Genomic DNA, 18,128 nt, shown 5'->3' with positions numbered 1-18,128 from the left:
GCGTGCAAGGAATGAAAAGTCTACTAGGGTTAATCTGTCTAATGCTCTCTATGAGCGCACAGAGCGTTGATAACGTTAGCTTACAATTAAAATGGACTCACCAGTTTCAATTTGCAGGTTATTATATGGCTGCAGAAAAAGGCTTTTACAAGGAAGCGGGCCTTAATGTTGCTATTATACCTGCCGACCCAAATGATCCTGATACCTTTCCTAAAGTGTTAAACGGCCAAGCCGACTTTGCCATTACTCACTCAGGCATATTACAAAAACGCCAGCAAGGCGCATCGGTTGTTGCCCTTGGAGCCATTCTGCAGTTTTCGCCTTACTGCTGGATGGTAAAGAATAACTCAGATATTTTTCAGCCCAGAGACTTTGTTGGAAAGAAACTCAGCAAAGTTAGCTCACTAGAAAATGCAGAACTCTTGGTCATGTTACAGCGTGCTGGATTGAGCCAAGAAAGCTTGATGGCAGCTAGCCATGAAGGCGGCGTTAAAGAGTGGCTTGCCGGTGATTTAGATGCGGTGCAAGTTTATGTGACCAATGAGCCTTACAGCATGACTCTTAGAGGGGTTGGCTATCGACTCATTTGCCCGCAAAAGTTCGGCTTGAATGTGTATGGTGATATTTTATATACCTCTGAGCAGTTTTTAGCGAAGAAGCCTGAGGTTGTAGAGCGTTTTTACCGCGCGAGCCTAAAAGGGTGGCGATATGCTTTATTGCACTTAGAAGAAAGCATCGATGTGACCAAGCAGCACTATGCTAAACATAAAAGCGTACAGGAGCTGGCTTATGAAGCACATGTTTTGGCAAGCTATATTCAACCTCCTGGGATTAAGTTAGGCAATATGTCGATGGCAAAATGGCGTTTAATTGCAGATCTATATGGCATCGAGCAAGCTGATTTTGATCAGGCTTTTGATGGCTTTATGTATGATCAGCAGCAAGCTGAAGCTATTGAGCTGTCGTGGATGTTGATCCTCGCCATCATTTTAAGTATTGCGTGTGTGCCATTGTACAGTCGCTTGATCAGCAGTAACCGACGTTAAATAAGCTAAAAGCTGTTATACTGCTCTTTATTTCTTGTCGCTAAGTAGTTATGACACTTGCCGAGCACTTTGCAGCTTTAGATGCACTGCTATTTTCAACCCGCCAATACTGGCAATGTACCGCATTTGATTTTGATGATCTTCCTTGGCCTGAATTAGCCAACTTATTATGGGCGCTTGATGACCAACAAGTGAGTGAACTTGATGCCGATCAGCAAGCTTTATATCGTTATTTTACTGAGGCAATAGAGGGTATCGACCAGTTGGCTGAGTTGTGTAATTTGCCTGCTATAAGTGCTGCCCGTAATGAATTTCCATTTTGGATAAGTAATGGCATTAAGGGCCGTAAGTTTGAACAATTACAAGACTTTGTCGCGGCCATTAGTCAGCAGTCATTAAACCAGCCTGTTTTAGAATGGTGTGCAGGTAAAGGGCATTTAGGTCGTATGTTGGCATTTAATGGGGCACCACGTGTCCATAGCATTGAGCTACAACAACACTTGTGCGATCAAGGTCAACACAGTGCTAAGCAACAGCAATTGGCGATGCAGTTTTCACAAGCTGATGTATTAACCGATGACACAGATGGCTTTTTTGAAAGCCAGCAGCATGCAGTTGCATTGCATGCCTGTGGTCGTTTGCATCAAACATTTATGCAGCAAGCAAGTAAAGCGAAAACCCAGCAAATTAGTTTTTCACCGTGCTGTTATCATTTATTCACTGATAACGCTTATCAAGCAATGAGCGAGCCCGTAAAAAAAAGCCAACTTGCGCTTACTCATCGCGATTTAAAACTGGCGCTGCAAGAAACGGTAACCGCACCGAGCCGAGTTGATAAGGTCAGAAAAACAGAGGTTGAATGGCGTCTTGGATTTGATGCGTTACGTAAATCACTGACCGGTGAAATGCACTATGTGAGTGTACCGTCAGTGAACAAAGCGATCTTCTCTGATTCGTTTAACTCATTTTGTTTATGGGCTGCTGAGAAAAAATCATTACATTTACCTGAAGGTATTGATTACAATAAGTTTTTAGAGATAGGTAAAAAGCGCAAAAGGGTCACCGAGCGAGTTGAACTCGTCCGACATGTGTTCAGAAGGGCAATTGAAGTTTGGCTCGTGCTCGATCGTGCTTTATATTTGCAACAACAAGGGTATCAAGTAACAGTTAGTACGTTTTGCGAAAAGCAGCTGACACCAAGGAATATCTTGATCCAAGCTAATTATTAAAAACCGTAAAGAGGCGCAATGAGAAAGTTAAAAAATTTATTCGAAAATAATAGACGTTGGGCAGCGCGTACGAGTGAAAATGATCCTGAGTTTTTTAAAATTCTATCAATGCAGCAAAATCCAGAGTATTTGTGGATCGGTTGTTCTGACTCGCGTGTACCTGCAAACGAAATTGTAGACTTATTACCGGGTGAGCTATTTGTTCACCGTAACGTAGCAAATGTCGTTGTGCATACTGACCATAACTGTCTTTCGGTAATGCAATACGCTGTTGAAGTGCTGAAAGTGAAGCACATCATGGTCGTTGGTCACTATGGCTGTGGTGGTGTTCAAGCAGTATTAAACGAAGCGCGTTTTGGCTTAATTGATAACTGGCTACGCCATGTAGGTGATGTAAAAGAAAAACACATCGAACAACTCAATGCATTACCTGAGCAAGAGCGTTTAAATAGCTTAATTGAACTAAACGTTATCGAACAAGTACGTAACGTGTGCCGTACTAACATTGTGCAAGATGCTTGGGCGAAAGGCCAAGATTTAACAATTCATGGTTGGGTGTATGGCTTAGCGAATGGTCACCTTAATGATCTTGAGTCGGTTGTGACCTGTGCTGAAGAAGCTAGTGATACCTACGGTATCGCCGTTAAGCGTGTATTCGAACGCGTGGCAGAAAAAAGCTAAAACCTAAACTAGTTAGGTACAAAAAAGGAGAGCTAATTCGCTCTCCTTTTTTATTGTTCGTCTTGTTTGCTAGCAAGTTGCTGCTCGAGTAATGCAACTTTCTCTTCAAGCTCAGTGAGTTTTTCACGAGTACGAATAAGTACTTGGCTTTGAATATCAAACTCATCACGGCTTACAAAGTCCATCTCAGCAAGTTTGTTTTGAATAGCTTGCTTTGTTTTGCCTTCAACTGTTTCGGCAAGGTTTTTCACGCCTTGCGGCATGTTGTCAGTAATTTGCTTAGCGATTTCTTCAAGTTTTGCTGGGTTGATCATCTTCGTCCCTTGAGTCACGTAAAAAAACAATCTTACCTTATTGGCTAGGCGTAGTGTAGTGATTACGGTAAAATTGCCCGTCCTGTCTTTGGATAATTTCTTTAGGGGCTTATGAAACTCAACCCAAAACAAGATGAAGCGGTAAAGTACATCAGTGGACCGTGTCTGGTATTAGCCGGTGCGGGCTCTGGTAAAACGCGTGTTATTACTAATAAAATCGCTTACTTGGTGCAAAAGTGTGAGTATCAAGCGCGCAATATTGCGGCGGTAACTTTTACCAATAAAGCGGCAAAAGAAATGCGCGAGCGTGTAACGCAAACACTGGGTAAACAAGAGTCGAAAGGCTTATGGGTTTCAACGTTTCATACCCTTGGGCTTGAGATCATCAAAAAAGAGTTAACGACGCTAGGGTTTAAACCCGGTTTTTCGTTGTTTGATGATCAAGATACCAACCAGTTACTAGCCGAGCTGACTGAAGAAGAACTAAAAAAAGACAAAGACTTACTCAACCTACTAAAAATGCAAATAGGTAACTGGAAGAACGAATTGATTCTGCCAGAGCGTGCTGTTCGCGAAGCCCGTGAGCCACAAAAAGCCTTATTTGCTCAGCTGTATGCGCGTTATCAAAATCAACTACGTGCTTATAATGCCCTTGATTTTGATGATCTGATCATGATCCCTACTTTATTGTTAGGCCAAAATGCTACTGCGCGTGAGCGTTGGCAGCAGCGTTTTCGTTACCTACTGGTGGATGAGTATCAAGATACCAACACCAGTCAGTATCAGTTGGTTAAGTTATTGGTGGGTGAACGAGCTCGTTTTACAGTGGTAGGCGATGATGACCAATCAATTTACTCATGGCGCGGTGCTAAGCCTCAAAACCTTGTACTATTGAGTAAAGATTTTCCGGGCTTACGTTTAATTAAGCTTGAACAAAACTACCGAAGCGCAGGGCGAATTCTAAAAGCGGCGAATATTTTGATCGCCAATAACCCTCATGAGTTTGATAAAAAGCTATTCAGTGAACTTGGTTATGGTGAGCCAATCAAAGTGATTGGTTGTCGTGATGAAGAGCATGAATCAGAGCGAGTGGTGGCAGAGATCATTTCTCATAAATTCATGAAACGCACCAGCTACAAAGATTACGCGATTTTATACCGTGGTAACCATCAAGCGCGCGTGTTTGAAAAAGCACTTATGAGCAACCGCATTCCCTATAAGATCAGTGGCGGCATGTCGTTTTTCTCGCGTTCAGAAATTAAAGATATCATGGCGTATTTACGCTTATTGGTGAACCAAGATGATGACAATGCCTTTTTACGTATTGTAAATACGCCACGCCGTGAGATTGGTACGGCCACACTCGAAAAACTTGGCACCCTTGCTAATGAAAAGCATATCAGCTTATTTGCAGCCTGTTTTGAACCTGAACTTGCTCACCGATTAAAAGGCCGTGGTTTTAATGCCTTAGCTGGCTTTGCTCGCTGGGTGGTTGAGCTTTCTGATAATGCGGTACGCGGCGATACCCTTGAGGCTGTGAAAGAGTTAGTTAGACAAATTAACTACGAAGCATACCTTTATGAGTCATCACCAAGTGCAAAAGCCGCTGAAATGCGCATGAAGAACGTTTCAGAGCTTTATCGTTGGATCACCGACATGCTAACAGGGGACGCAGACAACCCGCCGCTGAACCTTGCTGAGGTGGTTAGTAAACTGACTTTACGTGACATGCTTGAACGCAACGAAGAGGAAGACGAATCTGATGCGGTACAATTACTGACACTGCATGCTTCAAAAGGTTTGGAGTATCCGTATGTGTTCATGGTTGGCATGGAAGAGGGGTTACTACCACACCAAGTAAGTATCGATGAAGATAACGTTGAAGAAGAGCGTCGTCTTGCTTATGTAGGTATAACCCGTGCTCAACAAGAGTTGGTAATGACTTATGCTAAGTTACGTCGTCAATTTGGTGAAACGTCAGATACTGAGCTCAGTCGCTTTGTGCAGGAGTTACCACAAGATGACTTAGCCTTTGAAGCGAAAAAGCCACCGTCTTCACAGGCTGAGCGTATGGAAAAAGGCCAAGCCCGTGTAGCTAATCTAAGAGCGATGCTTAAGAAGTAATTATTTGTGCGCTTGGTGTTTCGTATTCGAAGGGCGCCAGCGCATGCTGTTTACCAATAAACAACGACAACCCGTGCTTATCGAGTAACGTGCGGTAGTTAAAAATCGACGGTCCTTTCGCGATTACTTTGATATTTTGCAGCTTAGTAATCGCCAGTACACCTTGCAGTTGTAAGTGATAGTTTTCTTGCTGTAATACGCGCTTGCTAAATGTTGAACTTAATAACAAGTAATCGAATTGAAACTCAGTCAGTAAGTTTAACTCACAGCGATCTTTAGCAAATTCATTCAACCCAATCGAAAATCCTTGTGCGACCAAGTTTTTTAAATTTTCAATTTGTACCGCTGATGCGTAACGAATTTCTTGTTCGTTGAATAACAGACACATTCTATTCGCATCGTGGGCTTTTAATAGCTTACATAGTGCTTGAAAATTAATACGTTCAAGGACTAAGCCAGAGCAAGGGAACAATACTTTTTCTTTCTTACTGTCACTTACTAAGCTGAATGCTTGTTTTAGTAAGTTAAGTTCAACCTCAAAGTGCTGTACTCTATCGGTCGCAAACTTCTTAAGTACTTCAAAGCTGGTGCTGCCAAGTACTGGGTGTTCACCAAATGCTTCGAGTAAAGACTCTGCGCGAGTTTGCTCATCCAAGGTAATGATTTCGGCACTTCTAAAGTGCATAGGCAAGTCATCTAAGTGATGCATATTGTCAGCATCATGTTGCACATTACTGGCATTAAGCAGCGGATGGAAACATTCAAAGCGATTACGGCCTGCATTTTTAGCGTAATACATGGCGGCGTCGGCATCACGTATAATTTCATCGGTGTGCTTGTAGCTTGGTTTTGAGTAAGTAATACCAATACTGGCACCACTTTGAATGCATTGACCCTTCATACAGAAAGGTTTTCTCATTATTTCGATGATACGTTTGGCAACATCTTGAGCTTGCTGTTGCTCAGTTAAGTGAGTGAGCAATACCACAAACTCATCACCACCTAAACGTGCAAGTAAATCATGCTCACGGATACAATGCGAGAAAGATTCAGCAACACCAATTAAAAATTGATCGCCTGCTTGGTGACCAAGGTGATCGTTGATGTCTTTAAATTTATCAAGGTCAATAAATAACACTGCAAACTGCTGCTCTGGATAGCGCTGATAATGCTGCAATGTTTTTTCTAACTGTGTTAGGAATAAACTGCGATTAGGTAAACTGGTTAATGAGTCATGATGTGCATCGTGGTACAGCTGTTGTTCTATTTTTTTACGCTCTTCAATTTGCATCTGTAAGTGAAGGTTTGCTTGGCGTAACTCTTTCGTTTTCTCTGCAACTCTGTTTTCCAGCTTTTGATGATTTAGCTTTAACTCTTGATTTGCTAAATGGGTTTGAATGACGTTGGCTATTTGATGCGATACAAAGGTAATTAACTCACAGTCATCTTGCGTGAATTCGTGTTTATTATTATACGCTTGGCAAACTATTAGACCAATGACACCTTGCGATGTTTTAAGTGGTGCACCTAACCAGCTAGTTGCTGTTCGTTCAGCCGGGACGTCTACGGGCCTTTCAACAACGCCTAACTTAATAAGATTATTTGCTTTATCAATATCGATGACTTGGCATTCTTCGGAGCTTAAAACAAGTTCACTAAAACCTTTTGCAAAAGGTCTCGGCCTGCCTGTGTCATTGTATTCATCGACACAGTACGGAAAACTTAACCAGTGAGTTTGCTCATCATAAAGGGCAATATATAGATTGTCTGCATAGGTAATGGTTTTAATAATTTCGTGAACATGTTTATAAACGTCGTCAAGATTTTCACTTAAGGTTGCCAGCTCTGATATTTTAAAAAGGATCTGTTGACGCTCTAACGCTTTTTTACGTTGCTGTATTTCTTCATTGAGAGCTTGATTACTTTGTGTCAGTGCACGAGTACGAATTTTAACTTCTGATTCGAGCAGTTCACGTTTCTTAACTCGTTCGATGGCCGTTGCCAAATAAAGTGACATTACTTCTAGCAACTCAATTTGTTGCTCAGAATAACTCAGGTCTTTTTCATAGCTTTGCGCGACCATCACTCCAATTATTGACTTATCGCGGTATACAGGAACTCCAACCCAATGCTCGGCAGGTGTGCCAAAGCATTTGAGTAAGCCTTGTTCAACCGCTAGCTCTGTTTGTTGTTTGGTAAAGTAGCTGGTTTTACCTTGCTTAAATACGTAACCTGTCAGGCCTTCTTTAAAGTACTGTTCATACTTCAATGGCACAGAGAGGCCATCTTTTTCGTCGGCAAAATAAGATAACTCAAGGTTATCGTAAACAGGGTTATGCAAAACCACGAAGAAGTTTTTACTTGGAATATAGTCTTGCAGGATGTTGTGGATAGCAGGGTAAAGCAAGGTTAATTCGGCAACAGTACTCGCTTGCTCTGATAATTGTAAAAGAGCATGTTGCAAGTGATGTGATTGCTTATACTTTTGTAAAAGCGATTTTAAGCGAACATTTTTACGTGCAAGCTTATCAAAGTGTGTTGCTGAATCTTCCAATGATTTAGAACTCATTTTATTATTGTTTAAATATCGTCCTTAATAGTTCCACTTTTTTATTAGATCGTCAAGTAACAGCTGTTAACAAAATAGTAATTTATTATGGTCATATTTGGCTACAGAGCTAGCCTCGCGCCCTGATAAAGGCATAAAAAAAGGGCTTATAAAAATAAGCCCTTAGTATTAGATTTGAAACTGTTACTTGCTAGTCATGAAATCGATAGCAGCGCTGATCTCTTCATCAGAACAGTCCATACACGTACCTTTAGGAGGCATCGCGTTAAAACCATTGATTGCATGGTCAAGTAAAGTGTCCATGCCTTTAGCAATACGAGGAGCCCAATCATCAGCTGATTTAGGTGCGCCTAGTGCACCAGTGCCGTGACAAGCAAAGCATGCTGCTTGGTAAACTTGTTCACCAGAACGAGGGCCTGTAGGTTCAGCAGCGACTGCAGCTTTATCACCTTCTAGATAGACAGAACCAATTGGCGCTAGACGCTTTTTGATAGCATCTTCAGTCAAAGAGTTGTCATACGCTTGTGCATATGCCGTTGTTGCTAGCAGTAATAATGCAGCTGATAGTTTTTTCATTTTGCCTTGCTCACTTCGATTTGAACGTGATCAATCACGATATATATGACGGAAATTAGAACGATTATAACGCTAAGCCACAATTTATAAAATGATCTAAAAGGCTTTTTCTTGAGAAAAACCGTCATTTTTTTGCGTTAGCGCAAGAAAAGCCAGCATAAAATACTGGCTCTTAGCTTGATGCTTAAGCAAGCTCTAATACTTTGTTAACTAATTTTTCGATACCCGCATCTGCATCTAAAATGCTTTTGGCCAACATATAGGCTGGGGTAGTGACCACTTTATGTTGTTGATCAACAACGATATCGTTCACAGCACAGCTTTGGTGTGCTCCACCAAGTTGTTCTATAGCTGCGGCGGTCTCTGCATCGCTCCCAATGGTTGTTTTTACACCTTTACCATAAATAAGCGGCAGCATGGCAGGCGCAATACATATATAACCAGCTGCTTTGTTGGCATCGACAAAAGCCTTCGCTGTTGTCAGTACATCACCTTGAACTTGTGCATCAGCACCTTTCACAGCAAAGTCGGATAGGTTTTTCGCGGCACCAAAACCACCCGGTACGATCAAGGCATCGAACTCATCTACATTTAGCTCAGTGAGCGCTTTTATTTCACCGCGGGCAATACGTGCAGCTTCAACTAGCACATTACGATTAGGTGTCATTTCTTCACCGGTTAGGTGATTAACGGTGTGCATTTGTTCGATATCGGGTGCGAAGCATTCATAGCTCGCGCCTGCTTTAGCGATATGTAATAAGGTTAATACGGCTTCATTGATTTCTGCGCCGTCGTAAACACCGCAACCAGCTAAAATTACAGCAACTTTTTTCATTTTTGAACTCTCCTTAATGCGACTAGCTTTAGTTTAACAAGGATACGAGCATGGCGACAAAATAAAAAATTTTCGTCGCTTGATAACTCGCAAAGCATGATGAATAGCTGTTTATGCCTTTTTATAAATTACTAACGAAAAAAAAAGTATAAAGGATCGCTATGATCTTTGATCCATTATGCTAGAATACTCCTCCGGTTATGAAAAGGGATGTTAATTCGGTATCGAATAAGCAAAAGGTTATCGCTACTAAAACCGTTTTCCACATCGGACAAAAATAATAAAAAAAGAACGCCGTAATATCTTTTTTAAATAAAAACATAAGCTTATCTAATTTTCCTAAATGTTTTTTCATTTTGGGAGAATTAACTGTGTCTGTTATCTACAAAGTTATCCACAGCTTGCTCTGTCATAAAGCTTTATTGGTTAATAATTCACAGTCGTTTTCTTCATGACCTTATGGCATGCTTACAAACAATTTAATGTTATTCAATTAGGATCCAATTTCACCATGGCTCAGATCCCTGAAAATCCACTTATTCTTGTAGATGGTTCTTCTTATTTATTCCGTGCATACCATTCGCCACCGCACCTTACTAACTCAAAAGGTGAAGCGACAGGCGCAATCTATGGCGTAGTTAATATGCTTAAGAGTTTGATCAAGCAATATGATCCATCGCACATGGTGGTGGTATTTGATGCCAAGGGTAAAACCTTCAGAAATGATATGTACAGCGAATATAAAGCGAATCGTCCGCCAATGCCGGATGACTTACGCACACAGATCGCACCACTGCATAACATTATTAAAGCAATGGGTTTTCCGCTGATTAGTATTGAAGGTGTTGAAGCTGACGATGTTATCGGTACCTTTGCGCGAATAGCCTCAGAGCAGCAGCGTCATGTGCTGATCTCGACTGGCGATAAAGATATGGCGCAGCTTGTTAATGAGCATGTTACGCTGATCAATACCATGACAGATAGCATTTCAGATCCAGAAACCGTGGTTGAGAAGTTTGGCGTTGGCCCAGAATTGATCATTGATTACCTTGCCCTAATGGGTGACAAAGTCGATAACATCCCAGGTGTTGATGGCTGTGGTCCAAAAACAGCGGTGAAGTGGCTGCAAAAATATGGATCATTACAAGGTGTCATTGATCATGCAGGTGAAATAAAAGGCAAGATTGGTGAAAAGCTTGCTACAGCACTTGATCATTTGCCACTTAGCTATGAGTTAGCAACAATTAAGTGTGATGTTGAGGTTGAGTCAGATCTTGAAAGCTTTAAGCTGCAAGAGCCTAATCGTGACGAATTGATTGCACTTTATGGTGAGTGTGAGTTCCGCCGTTGGTTAGCTGAGCTACTTGATAACCCTAAAGACGCTGACACGCATTTAGATGTGCCAACTGAAGCTAACGAACTACCAAAAGTTGCTGATGCACACTACGAAACAATCTTAACTGAAGAGCAACTTGATACCTTAGTGGCGCAGTTAAATGACGCCGAATTGTTTGCTTTTGATACTGAAACAACCAGCCTTGATTATATGCAAGCGCAATTGGTTGGTATGAGCTTTGCGGTTAAAGCCGGTGAAGCGGCTTACCTTCCGGTTGGTCACGATTACCCAGATGCGCCTGAGCAATTAAGCTTAGAAACCGTAATGGCAAAAATTGGCCCAATCTTAGCTGACGAAAACAAAGCGAAAGTGGGGCAAAACCTTAAGTATGATAAAAGCGTGTTAGCTAACGCAGGTTTTGAATTAAAAGGCATTAAATACGACACCATGCTGGAGTCGTATGTATTTAATAGTGTAGGCAGCCGCCATGATATGGACTCGTTGGCACTGAAATACCTTGGTCACAAAAATATCAGCTTTGAAGATATTGCCGGTAAAGGTAAAAAGCAGTTAACGTTTAACCAAATTGAGCTAGAAAAAGCGGCGCCTTATGCTGCTGAAGATGCTGATATAACGCTACGTCTTCATCAAGTATTATGGCCAAAAATTGATGCTGATAGCCAATTAAAATCGGTATTCGAAGAGATTGAGTTACCACTTGTCACAGTGCTTTCTGATATTGAGCGTACTGGTGTTGCAATTGATAGCAACATGCTAGCAGCTCATAGCCAACGTTTAGGTGAACGCCTGTTAGAGCTTGAGCAAGAAGCTTATGATATTGCAGGTGAAAAGTTTAACTTAGGCTCACCTAAGCAACTGCAAGCTATTTTGTTTGAAAAACTTGAGCTGCCTGTTATCAAGAAAACACCTAAGGGTGCACCTTCGACAGCAGAAGAGGTGTTACAAGAACTAGCTCATGATTATCCATTACCAAAAGTGATTATTGAGCACCGTGGTTTATCTAAACTTAAATCAACCTACACAGATAAACTTCCGCTAATGGTTGATGAGCGCACTAAGCGAGTGCATACCTCTTACCATCAAGCTGTAACAGCAACAGGACGTTTAAGTTCAACGGATCCTAACTTACAGAATATTCCAATTCGTTCAGAAGAAGGCCGTCGAATTCGTGAAGCCTTTGTTGCTGCACCAGGCCATAAAATTGTGGCTGCCGATTACAGCCAAATTGAATTACGTATCATGGCGCATTTATCTCAAGATAAAGGCCTATTAACTGCCTTTGCGAATGGTTTAGATGTTCACAGTGCAACAGCGGCAGAAGTCTTCGGGGTTAGCCTTGAAGAGGTTACCAGCGATATGCGCCGTAAAGCTAAAGCGGTTAACTTCGGTTTAATTTATGGCATGTCGGCGTTTGGTTTATCACGTCAATTAGATGTACCACGTCATGAAGCACAGCATTATATTGATAAATACTTCGAGCGTTTCCCTGGCGTACTTGAGTACATGGAAACAACCCGTGAAAAAGCAGCTGATAAAGGGTATGTAGAAACGATTTTTGGCCGCCGCTTACATTTACCTGAAATCAATGCCCGTAACGGTGCTCGTCGTAAAGCCGCTGAGCGTGCTGCGATCAACGCACCAATGCAAGGGACTGCTGCAGATATCATCAAAAAAGCGATGCTAAAAGTTCATCAATGGGTGAACGCACAAGCTGCAGGTTCAGTTAAGCTGCTCATGCAAGTGCACGATGAATTAGTGTTCGAAATTAAAGAAGAATCTGTGGACGACTATAAAGCTGAAATTTGTAAGTTAATGTCAGAAGCCGCTACTCTTGATGTGCCTCTGATTGTTGAAGCCGACAGCGGTGACAACTGGCAACAAGCTCACTAATATCTAAACTAAGAGCCACCGATATAACAATTCGAGTGGCTCGGTCTGATTAGTTAAGGAGTGGTCGGTAGCTCCTATCATCCCCATAGCTTGACGTGAAATTGCTCCGAATATTTAACCCCGAGTGAAGATTTAAGTTTCTTCTCTGGCTTGCAGGTAGGCGTTTACTAAAGCTGTGATTATTTGGCCTGCATCGTTCATACCTGCTTCTAAACTAACCGGGTGTTGTGATGGTGCGCCTTCACATAAATGTAAGTAGCGGGCTGTTGCTTGGCTGGCAGCTAAATGCACAAAGTGTTCTGCATCACTCACATTAAAACCACAGTTGGTGTATGCGCTAACTGGCATTAACGAAATACTGTCTAAGTCTACTTCTACGCCAAGCGAGGCATTATCAAACTGAGCTAGTGCGTGTTGACATGCTGAAGATAAATCAACTTTACGACGTACTTGAATGTCTTGGTAACTATCAAACGTGAAGTTTGCGTTTGTCAGGGCATCAATAATCGCTTGGTTATTTTTAAATTCGTGTAACCCCATCACGTGATAATCAGCGAGGTGGTTTTCGCTGTAAGCATATCTAAAGCCATTGCCACTATGGCGGCCTTCACACTCTCTGAAATCAGCATGAGGGTCTAAGTTAATAGCATTTACTGGTTTACCATCTTGCTTACTAAGGGCACGTAAAATACCTAAGCAGTTGTTGTGGCCGCCACCGATTACAATTGGCTCAAGACCAGCTGCAAAAATCATCGCAATCACTTGCTCAACGCGGGTGTCTATATCAGCGCATAATTCACGTAGTTTGGCTAAGTCGGCGTCGTTTTTATTATCAAGGTCAGCAGCTTGTTGGTTTAAGTCATCAAGGGCCACTTCGCCGAGTAGCAACACACGCTCGTGGTTTAAAAACTGGTTATGCGTTTGGTTTAAAAAGCGCTTTAAAAATGCTTGCCACGCTTGTCCTGAGCCACCGTTACCTAAGTTAGCGCGAGGGCCAATATCCTCACATACGCCAACTAAAACATAGCGAATACCGAAATGCTTTGCATCGATGAGTGCTTGTGGGGCGTTAACTTGAGTGTCGAGAAGGGCAAGGGCTTGCCAAGCTTTGAGTTCGTTAGCGCGGCGGACACATAAGTGCTTTACCGCCGCTTCATCATAAATTTTAAGGTAGTTTGTCACCGAGATTAGTCTTCTATTATTTCTAACTCTAATTCTTCAGCAGATAATATAATACCGGTGCTATCAGCGTAAACAAAGTCGTCATCAAAGAAAGAAACACCTGCGAAGTTAACGCCAATACCGTCTTCACCTGCACCTTCACTATCGGCAGCAACAGGAATAGACGCAATTGCTTGAATGCCTAGGTCTAGCTCTTCAAGCTCATCAACATGGCGAATAGCACCGTAGACAATAATTCCTTGCCAGTTGTTTTCTAATGCGATTTCAGCCAGCTCAATATCAATTAGGGCACGTCGGGTTGAACCACCACCGTCAATCAATAACACGCTGTCGGTGCCATCGGTTGATAAAATTTCGCGGATCAGCTCGTTATTTTCAAAGCATTTAACGGTTTTTACTCGACCACTAAAGCTTGGGCGTCCACCAAAATTGATAAACATTGGTTCGAGCACATCAACCACATCTGCAAAGTGGTCGCATAAATCAGAAGTGCTGTAATCCATTTTTTCATCCTCTAAAGAGACTGTCTGTTTAGTACTCAGTATACCCTGATACAACTCAATAACAACGACTTAATAGCGGATTATTGGTTTAAATCAAAGGAATTTTGTCACCGCAACATTAGTGTCTCAAAAGCGTCACTTAATTGTTATTTTTAGCGCCTAAGCTGAGGTGAGTATAAAAATTAGACGCAAAGTATGACAAGGAGCTCACCATGGCAAACAACATACTTACAAAATTGGCAAAGGTGGACGAACAGCTGTTCTTAAGTGTGTTTAATGATGCTTCGCCAGTGTGGTTAAGGCGATCAGCCATTGGCTTTTCAAAAAGTGGTGATGGCGGTCTTTATGTTGCACTATTTTTGAGCTTTTGGTGGTTTACGGAGCAAGCGCATTTTCAACAACTTGCAATGAGTCTACTGGTAGGTTTTGTCATTGAGCGACCCATTTATTTTTTAGTTAAAAAGCGAATTGCTCGGGTAAGACCTTGTGATTGCTTAGTACAAGGCGCTTATTTAGTGCCGAGTGATAGGTTTAGTTTGCCATCGGGGCATAGTGCGGGAGCATTTGTAGTGGCGACAATTTTAACTATGTATTTACCTGAATTTGCCGGTTTGTGGTTGGTTTGGGCATCAGGGGTCGCTGCATCTAGAGTGATTATTGGTGTGCATTACCCCGCTGATGTGGTTATTGGTGCAGTAATGGGATCTAGTTGTGCAGTATTAGCTGTGATGGTGGTGGAGTCTATATGAGAATTTTGTACGGTATTCAAGGGACAGGCAATGGGCACATAACGCGTGCGCGTGTGATGGCTAGCACGTTTAGGGCTTTAGGAGTCGATGTTGACTATGTGTTCTCTGGTCGAAAAGAGCAAGACTACTTTGATATGGATGATTTTGCTGATTACCGAGTTTTTCGAGGTTTGTCGTTTACCAGTAAATCGGGGCAGGTTGATAGCTTTAAAACATTGAAAAATGCACGTCCACTACAACTAATTAAAGATATAAAAGGCCTTGATTTACGTCATTATGATTTGGTATTTAATGACTTTGAGCCAATTACAGCATGGGCTGCTAAACAACAAAATATTCCGGTAATTGGCATGAGTCATCAAGCGGCATTTTTATCTGATAAAGTGCCGATGTTTGGCCGCGCTTTCTTTCGCCGTGCGCTGATCCGTAACTATGCGCCAGCCAGTGTTTATTTAGGCGTACATTGGCAACCTTATGCTGAAAATATCATCCCTCCATTTATTGCTACTCATCATCACGATAACCCAGTGATGGTTGAAAATAAGGTGTTGGTGTATCTGCCATTCGAAAATCTTAACAATGTGGTCGAGTACTTAAAAGATTTTCCTGAAAGAGAGTTTTATTGTTATCACCCGGATGCTAAGGATTGTTCAGTTGGTAATATCCATCTGCGAGCACCATCACGCGTTGGGTTTCTAAATGATCTTGCTAATGCGGGTGGCGTGATTGGTAATGCTGGATTCGAACTTGCAAGTGAAGCATTACAACTTGGTAAAAAATTATTGTTAAAACCGCTAGGTAAACAGTTTGAGCAAGGTATTAATGCGCAGACTTTATTGTCGATGGGGGCAGCTCATGTCATGAGTTATTTAAACCCCAATGCGATGGATGATTGGCTGCAATCTCCACAGAATAAAAAACTCAACTTCCCAAGCGATCCAGCACCTTTGGTTGAGTGGATAAGAAAAAAGCAATGGGAAAAGGTGGATAAGCTCCATAAATACCTATGGCAACAGGTTGATTTAGAACAAAAACTAATTGTTTAAACCTTCCTAATATTAGAAAATGTGCGACAAGTTTAATCACTTTTTATTAGCTGCTTTAGATAGTTTAGCTATACTCTTAAATGCATGTTTCTATAGGGCACTTTGAATGAATGTATTACAAAACTTAACTATTAAGCGTCGTTTGCAATTAAACGCGCTCGTTGTTGGTCTTGCAATGATTGTGATGCTGTGTGTAATTATCCTTGAGTCGCGCATGATGCTAAAACTCAATGAAACAATTCAAAATGCGGAGGAGCTTGATATTCATGAACTTGCAATGCGCAAGCATGAAAAAAACTTTTTGTTTTATAAAGATGTCGAAAGTCTTGAGCTTTTTGAAAAAGAGTATGCACAGCTTAAAGTTAAAATGGCACGTCTTGACGAGCTAGTTAATGACTTATCAATGGAGTCAGCAAAACTTGATGAATTTAGAAGCTTAGCGAAATTGTATTACGATGACTTTAATGAAGTTGTTGTGTTGCAAAAGAAAATTGGTTTGCATCCTAAAGATGCGTTGTATGGTGAGCTACGTGGAGCCGTGCATCAAGTTGAAACCTTACTCAGTGAACGTGAAAACTATCAGCTATTAACCTTGATGCTGCAGCTTCGTCGCGCAGAGAAAGACTTTATGCTGCGATTTGATTTGAAGTATCTGGCTAAATTTGATGATTTAGTCAGTAATTTTCAGTCTGAAATTAAAAATGCAGGATTTGAAACTGGCTATGAGAAGCAATTACTTAGTAACTTGGCTACTTACCAAGTTAAATTCAAAGCGCTTGTCGATGCACAGGTGACTCTAGGATTAGATCTAGACTCAGGTGCACTAGGTGAAATGAAGCGAAGTGTAGAAAAGAGCGATGCAATTGTTAACCAATTAACAACGGAAACTAAAGCTTTTGTTGAGTCTAGCGCCGAGCGAGCGCAACTCATTGCGTTGCTTGTTTTCATTGTCGCCAGCGTTTTGGTCATGCTGTTAGTCTATTTTACTAGTCGTTCAATCATTATGCCTATTGAGCGTGTATATCACACGATTAATGAAATACGTCGCAGTAATGATTTAAGTATGTCTATTGAGCAGTCAGGTAAAGATGAAATCACCACGATGACAGTTGACTTTAATAGCTTGATTAGTGACTTTAAAAAGCTAATTTACGAAGTCAATACCGCTCTAGGCACACTCAATGTGGCAACAGAGCATTTATCAGAAACGACAGCGGCAACTAGCTCTGGTATGCAAGAGCAACTTCATGAAGCTGATATGGTTGCTACTGCTGCAACAGAAATGCAGGCGACGATTCAAGATATCTCTCACAATACTGAAGCGGCTGCGAAAAAAGCAGAGTCGACTAACTTAAGTGCGCAGCAAGGTCGTTCTGAGGTTGAGTCAACGGTAGTGCAAATTAATCACTTATCAGACTCACTCGGTAATGCGTCAAGTGTGGTGTCGCAATTAGAAAAAGACGCTGAAACGATTGGCTCTGTACTGGATGTTATTCGTGGCATTGCTGAGCAAACAAACTTACTGGCACTCAATGCGGCTATTGAAGCGGCGCGTGCTGGTGAACAAGGCCGTGGCTTTGCGGTAGTAGCAGATGAAGTTCGCTCACTTGCACAGCGTACTCAAGATTCAACACAAGAGATTGAGAGCATCATTTCGACCTTACAAGGGCGTACGCAAGAAGTGGTGAGCATTATGCAGCAATGTCGTACGCAAGGTGGCGAAAGTGCAGCACAGGCAAGTAAAGCCGGTGAGTTACTACGCTCAATCACCGAAGATGTACAAACCATTATGGATATGAGCACTCACATTGCCACAGCGATTGATGAGCAAAGCCAAGTGGCTTCTGAGGTGAATAAAAACGTGGTTCGTATTCGTGATATCGCCCAAGAGGCATCGGGTCACGCAGCGACTAATGCACAAACCAGCGAAGAAGTATCAGAGCAAGCGCGTGTCCTCTATCAGGCAATCGATAAGTTTAAAGTTTAATAATTACTTGATACTTTATACTTTATAAAACAAAAGTGCG

The 18,128-nt window shown here is 41.8% G+C and carries 14 protein-coding genes; 8 read left to right on the top strand and 6 right to left on the bottom strand.

Going from position 1 to position 18,128, the window contains the following annotated elements; all coding sequences use genetic code 11:
- The first annotated feature begins 50 nt into the window (after positions 1–50).
- The 3 genes from NO991_RS10250 to can are packed head-to-tail and all read left to right on the top strand — an operon-like array spanning position 51 to position 2,956.
- Complete coding sequence (locus NO991_RS10250) at positions 51–1,046, top strand: ABC transporter substrate-binding protein (RefSeq protein WP_228482690.1); 996 nt, start codon at positions 51–53, stop codon at positions 1,044–1,046.
- A gap of 50 nt (positions 1,047–1,096) precedes the next feature.
- A complete protein-coding gene (locus NO991_RS10245; protein ID WP_054554113.1) occupies positions 1,097–2,275 on the top strand; it encodes a methyltransferase in 1,179 nt (392 codons plus the stop codon).
- An 18-nt stretch (positions 2,276–2,293) separates the two neighbouring features.
- The gene (gene can / locus NO991_RS10240; RefSeq protein WP_054554114.1) at positions 2,294–2,956 is read left to right on the top strand and encodes a carbonate dehydratase; all 663 of its coding nucleotides are present in this window, start codon (positions 2,294–2,296) and stop codon (positions 2,954–2,956) included.
- A 50-nt stretch (positions 2,957–3,006) separates the two neighbouring features.
- Here the strand turns inward: can and NO991_RS10235 are convergent, their stop codons facing one another.
- On the bottom strand, positions 3,007–3,270 hold the full coding sequence (locus NO991_RS10235) for an accessory factor UbiK family protein (protein ID WP_054561163.1): 264 nt from the start codon (positions 3,268–3,270) through the stop codon (positions 3,007–3,009).
- A 111-nt stretch (positions 3,271–3,381) separates the two neighbouring features.
- Here NO991_RS10235 and rep point away from each other — a divergent pair, with 111 nt between their 5' ends.
- Positions 3,382–5,394 (top strand): DNA helicase Rep, encoded by a 2,013-nt coding sequence (gene rep, locus NO991_RS10230; RefSeq protein ID WP_300362837.1) that lies wholly within the window; start codon positions 3,382–3,384, stop codon positions 5,392–5,394.
- On the opposite strand, the gene NO991_RS10225 is transcribed toward rep, so the two are convergent.
- The 3 genes from NO991_RS10225 to elbB all read right to left on the bottom strand — a co-directional run bounded on the left by NO991_RS10225 (position 5,384) and on the right by elbB (position 9,374).
- Positions 5,384–7,963 (bottom strand): diguanylate cyclase domain-containing protein, encoded by a 2,580-nt coding sequence (locus NO991_RS10225; protein WP_054554117.1) that lies wholly within the window; start codon positions 7,961–7,963, stop codon positions 5,384–5,386. The two genes, rep and NO991_RS10225, sit on opposite strands and share 11 nt — an antisense overlap.
- Positions 7,964–8,146: 183 nt before the next feature.
- Positions 8,147–8,539 (bottom strand): cytochrome c5 family protein, encoded by a 393-nt coding sequence (locus NO991_RS10220; RefSeq protein WP_054554118.1) that lies wholly within the window; start codon positions 8,537–8,539, stop codon positions 8,147–8,149.
- A 184-nt stretch (positions 8,540–8,723) separates the two neighbouring features.
- Positions 8,724–9,374 (bottom strand): isoprenoid biosynthesis glyoxalase ElbB, encoded by a 651-nt coding sequence (elbB, locus tag NO991_RS10215; protein WP_300362027.1) that lies wholly within the window; start codon positions 9,372–9,374, stop codon positions 8,724–8,726.
- 511 nt (positions 9,375–9,885) lie between these two features.
- On the opposite strand from elbB, the gene polA reads away from it, so the two are divergent.
- Positions 9,886–12,621: a DNA polymerase I gene (polA, locus tag NO991_RS10210; protein WP_300362030.1), complete on the top strand. Its 2,736-nt coding sequence runs from the start codon at positions 9,886–9,888 to the stop codon at positions 12,619–12,621.
- Between the two features lie 132 nt (positions 12,622–12,753).
- On the opposite strand, the gene NO991_RS10205 is transcribed toward polA, so the two are convergent.
- A complete protein-coding gene (locus NO991_RS10205) occupies positions 12,754–13,803 on the bottom strand; it encodes a formimidoylglutamase (protein ID WP_300362033.1) in 1,050 nt (349 codons plus the stop codon).
- 5 nt (positions 13,804–13,808) lie between these two features.
- On the bottom strand, positions 13,809–14,306 hold the full coding sequence (gene rraA / locus NO991_RS10200) for a ribonuclease E activity regulator RraA (RefSeq protein WP_054552822.1): 498 nt from the start codon (positions 14,304–14,306) through the stop codon (positions 13,809–13,811).
- A 212-nt stretch (positions 14,307–14,518) separates the two neighbouring features.
- Here rraA and NO991_RS10195 point away from each other — a divergent pair, with 212 nt between their 5' ends.
- The 3 genes from NO991_RS10195 to NO991_RS10185 all read left to right on the top strand — a co-directional run bounded on the left by NO991_RS10195 (position 14,519) and on the right by NO991_RS10185 (position 18,088).
- Positions 14,519–15,055: a phosphatase PAP2 family protein gene (locus NO991_RS10195; protein ID WP_054552821.1), complete on the top strand. Its 537-nt coding sequence runs from the start codon at positions 14,519–14,521 to the stop codon at positions 15,053–15,055.
- Positions 15,052–16,101, top strand: a complete 1,050-nt coding sequence (locus tag NO991_RS10190) for an MJ1255/VC2487 family glycosyltransferase (RefSeq protein ID WP_300362038.1) — start codon at positions 15,052–15,054, stop codon at positions 16,099–16,101. Before NO991_RS10195 ends, NO991_RS10190 begins: the two co-directional genes overlap by 4 nt.
- Positions 16,102–16,207: 106 nt before the next feature.
- The gene (locus tag NO991_RS10185; protein WP_138616133.1) at positions 16,208–18,088 is read left to right on the top strand and encodes a methyl-accepting chemotaxis protein; all 1,881 of its coding nucleotides are present in this window, start codon (positions 16,208–16,210) and stop codon (positions 18,086–18,088) included.
- Positions 18,089–18,128 lie beyond the last annotated feature (40 nt).

Source organism: Pseudoalteromonas sp. DY56-GL22 (assembly GCF_041414715.1).
GTDB classification, from domain to species: Bacteria; Pseudomonadota; Gammaproteobacteria; order Enterobacterales; family Alteromonadaceae; genus Pseudoalteromonas; species Pseudoalteromonas simplex.
The sequence above is the reverse complement of the archived record's forward strand: the minus strand, read 5'-3'. Positions and strand labels throughout refer to the sequence as shown.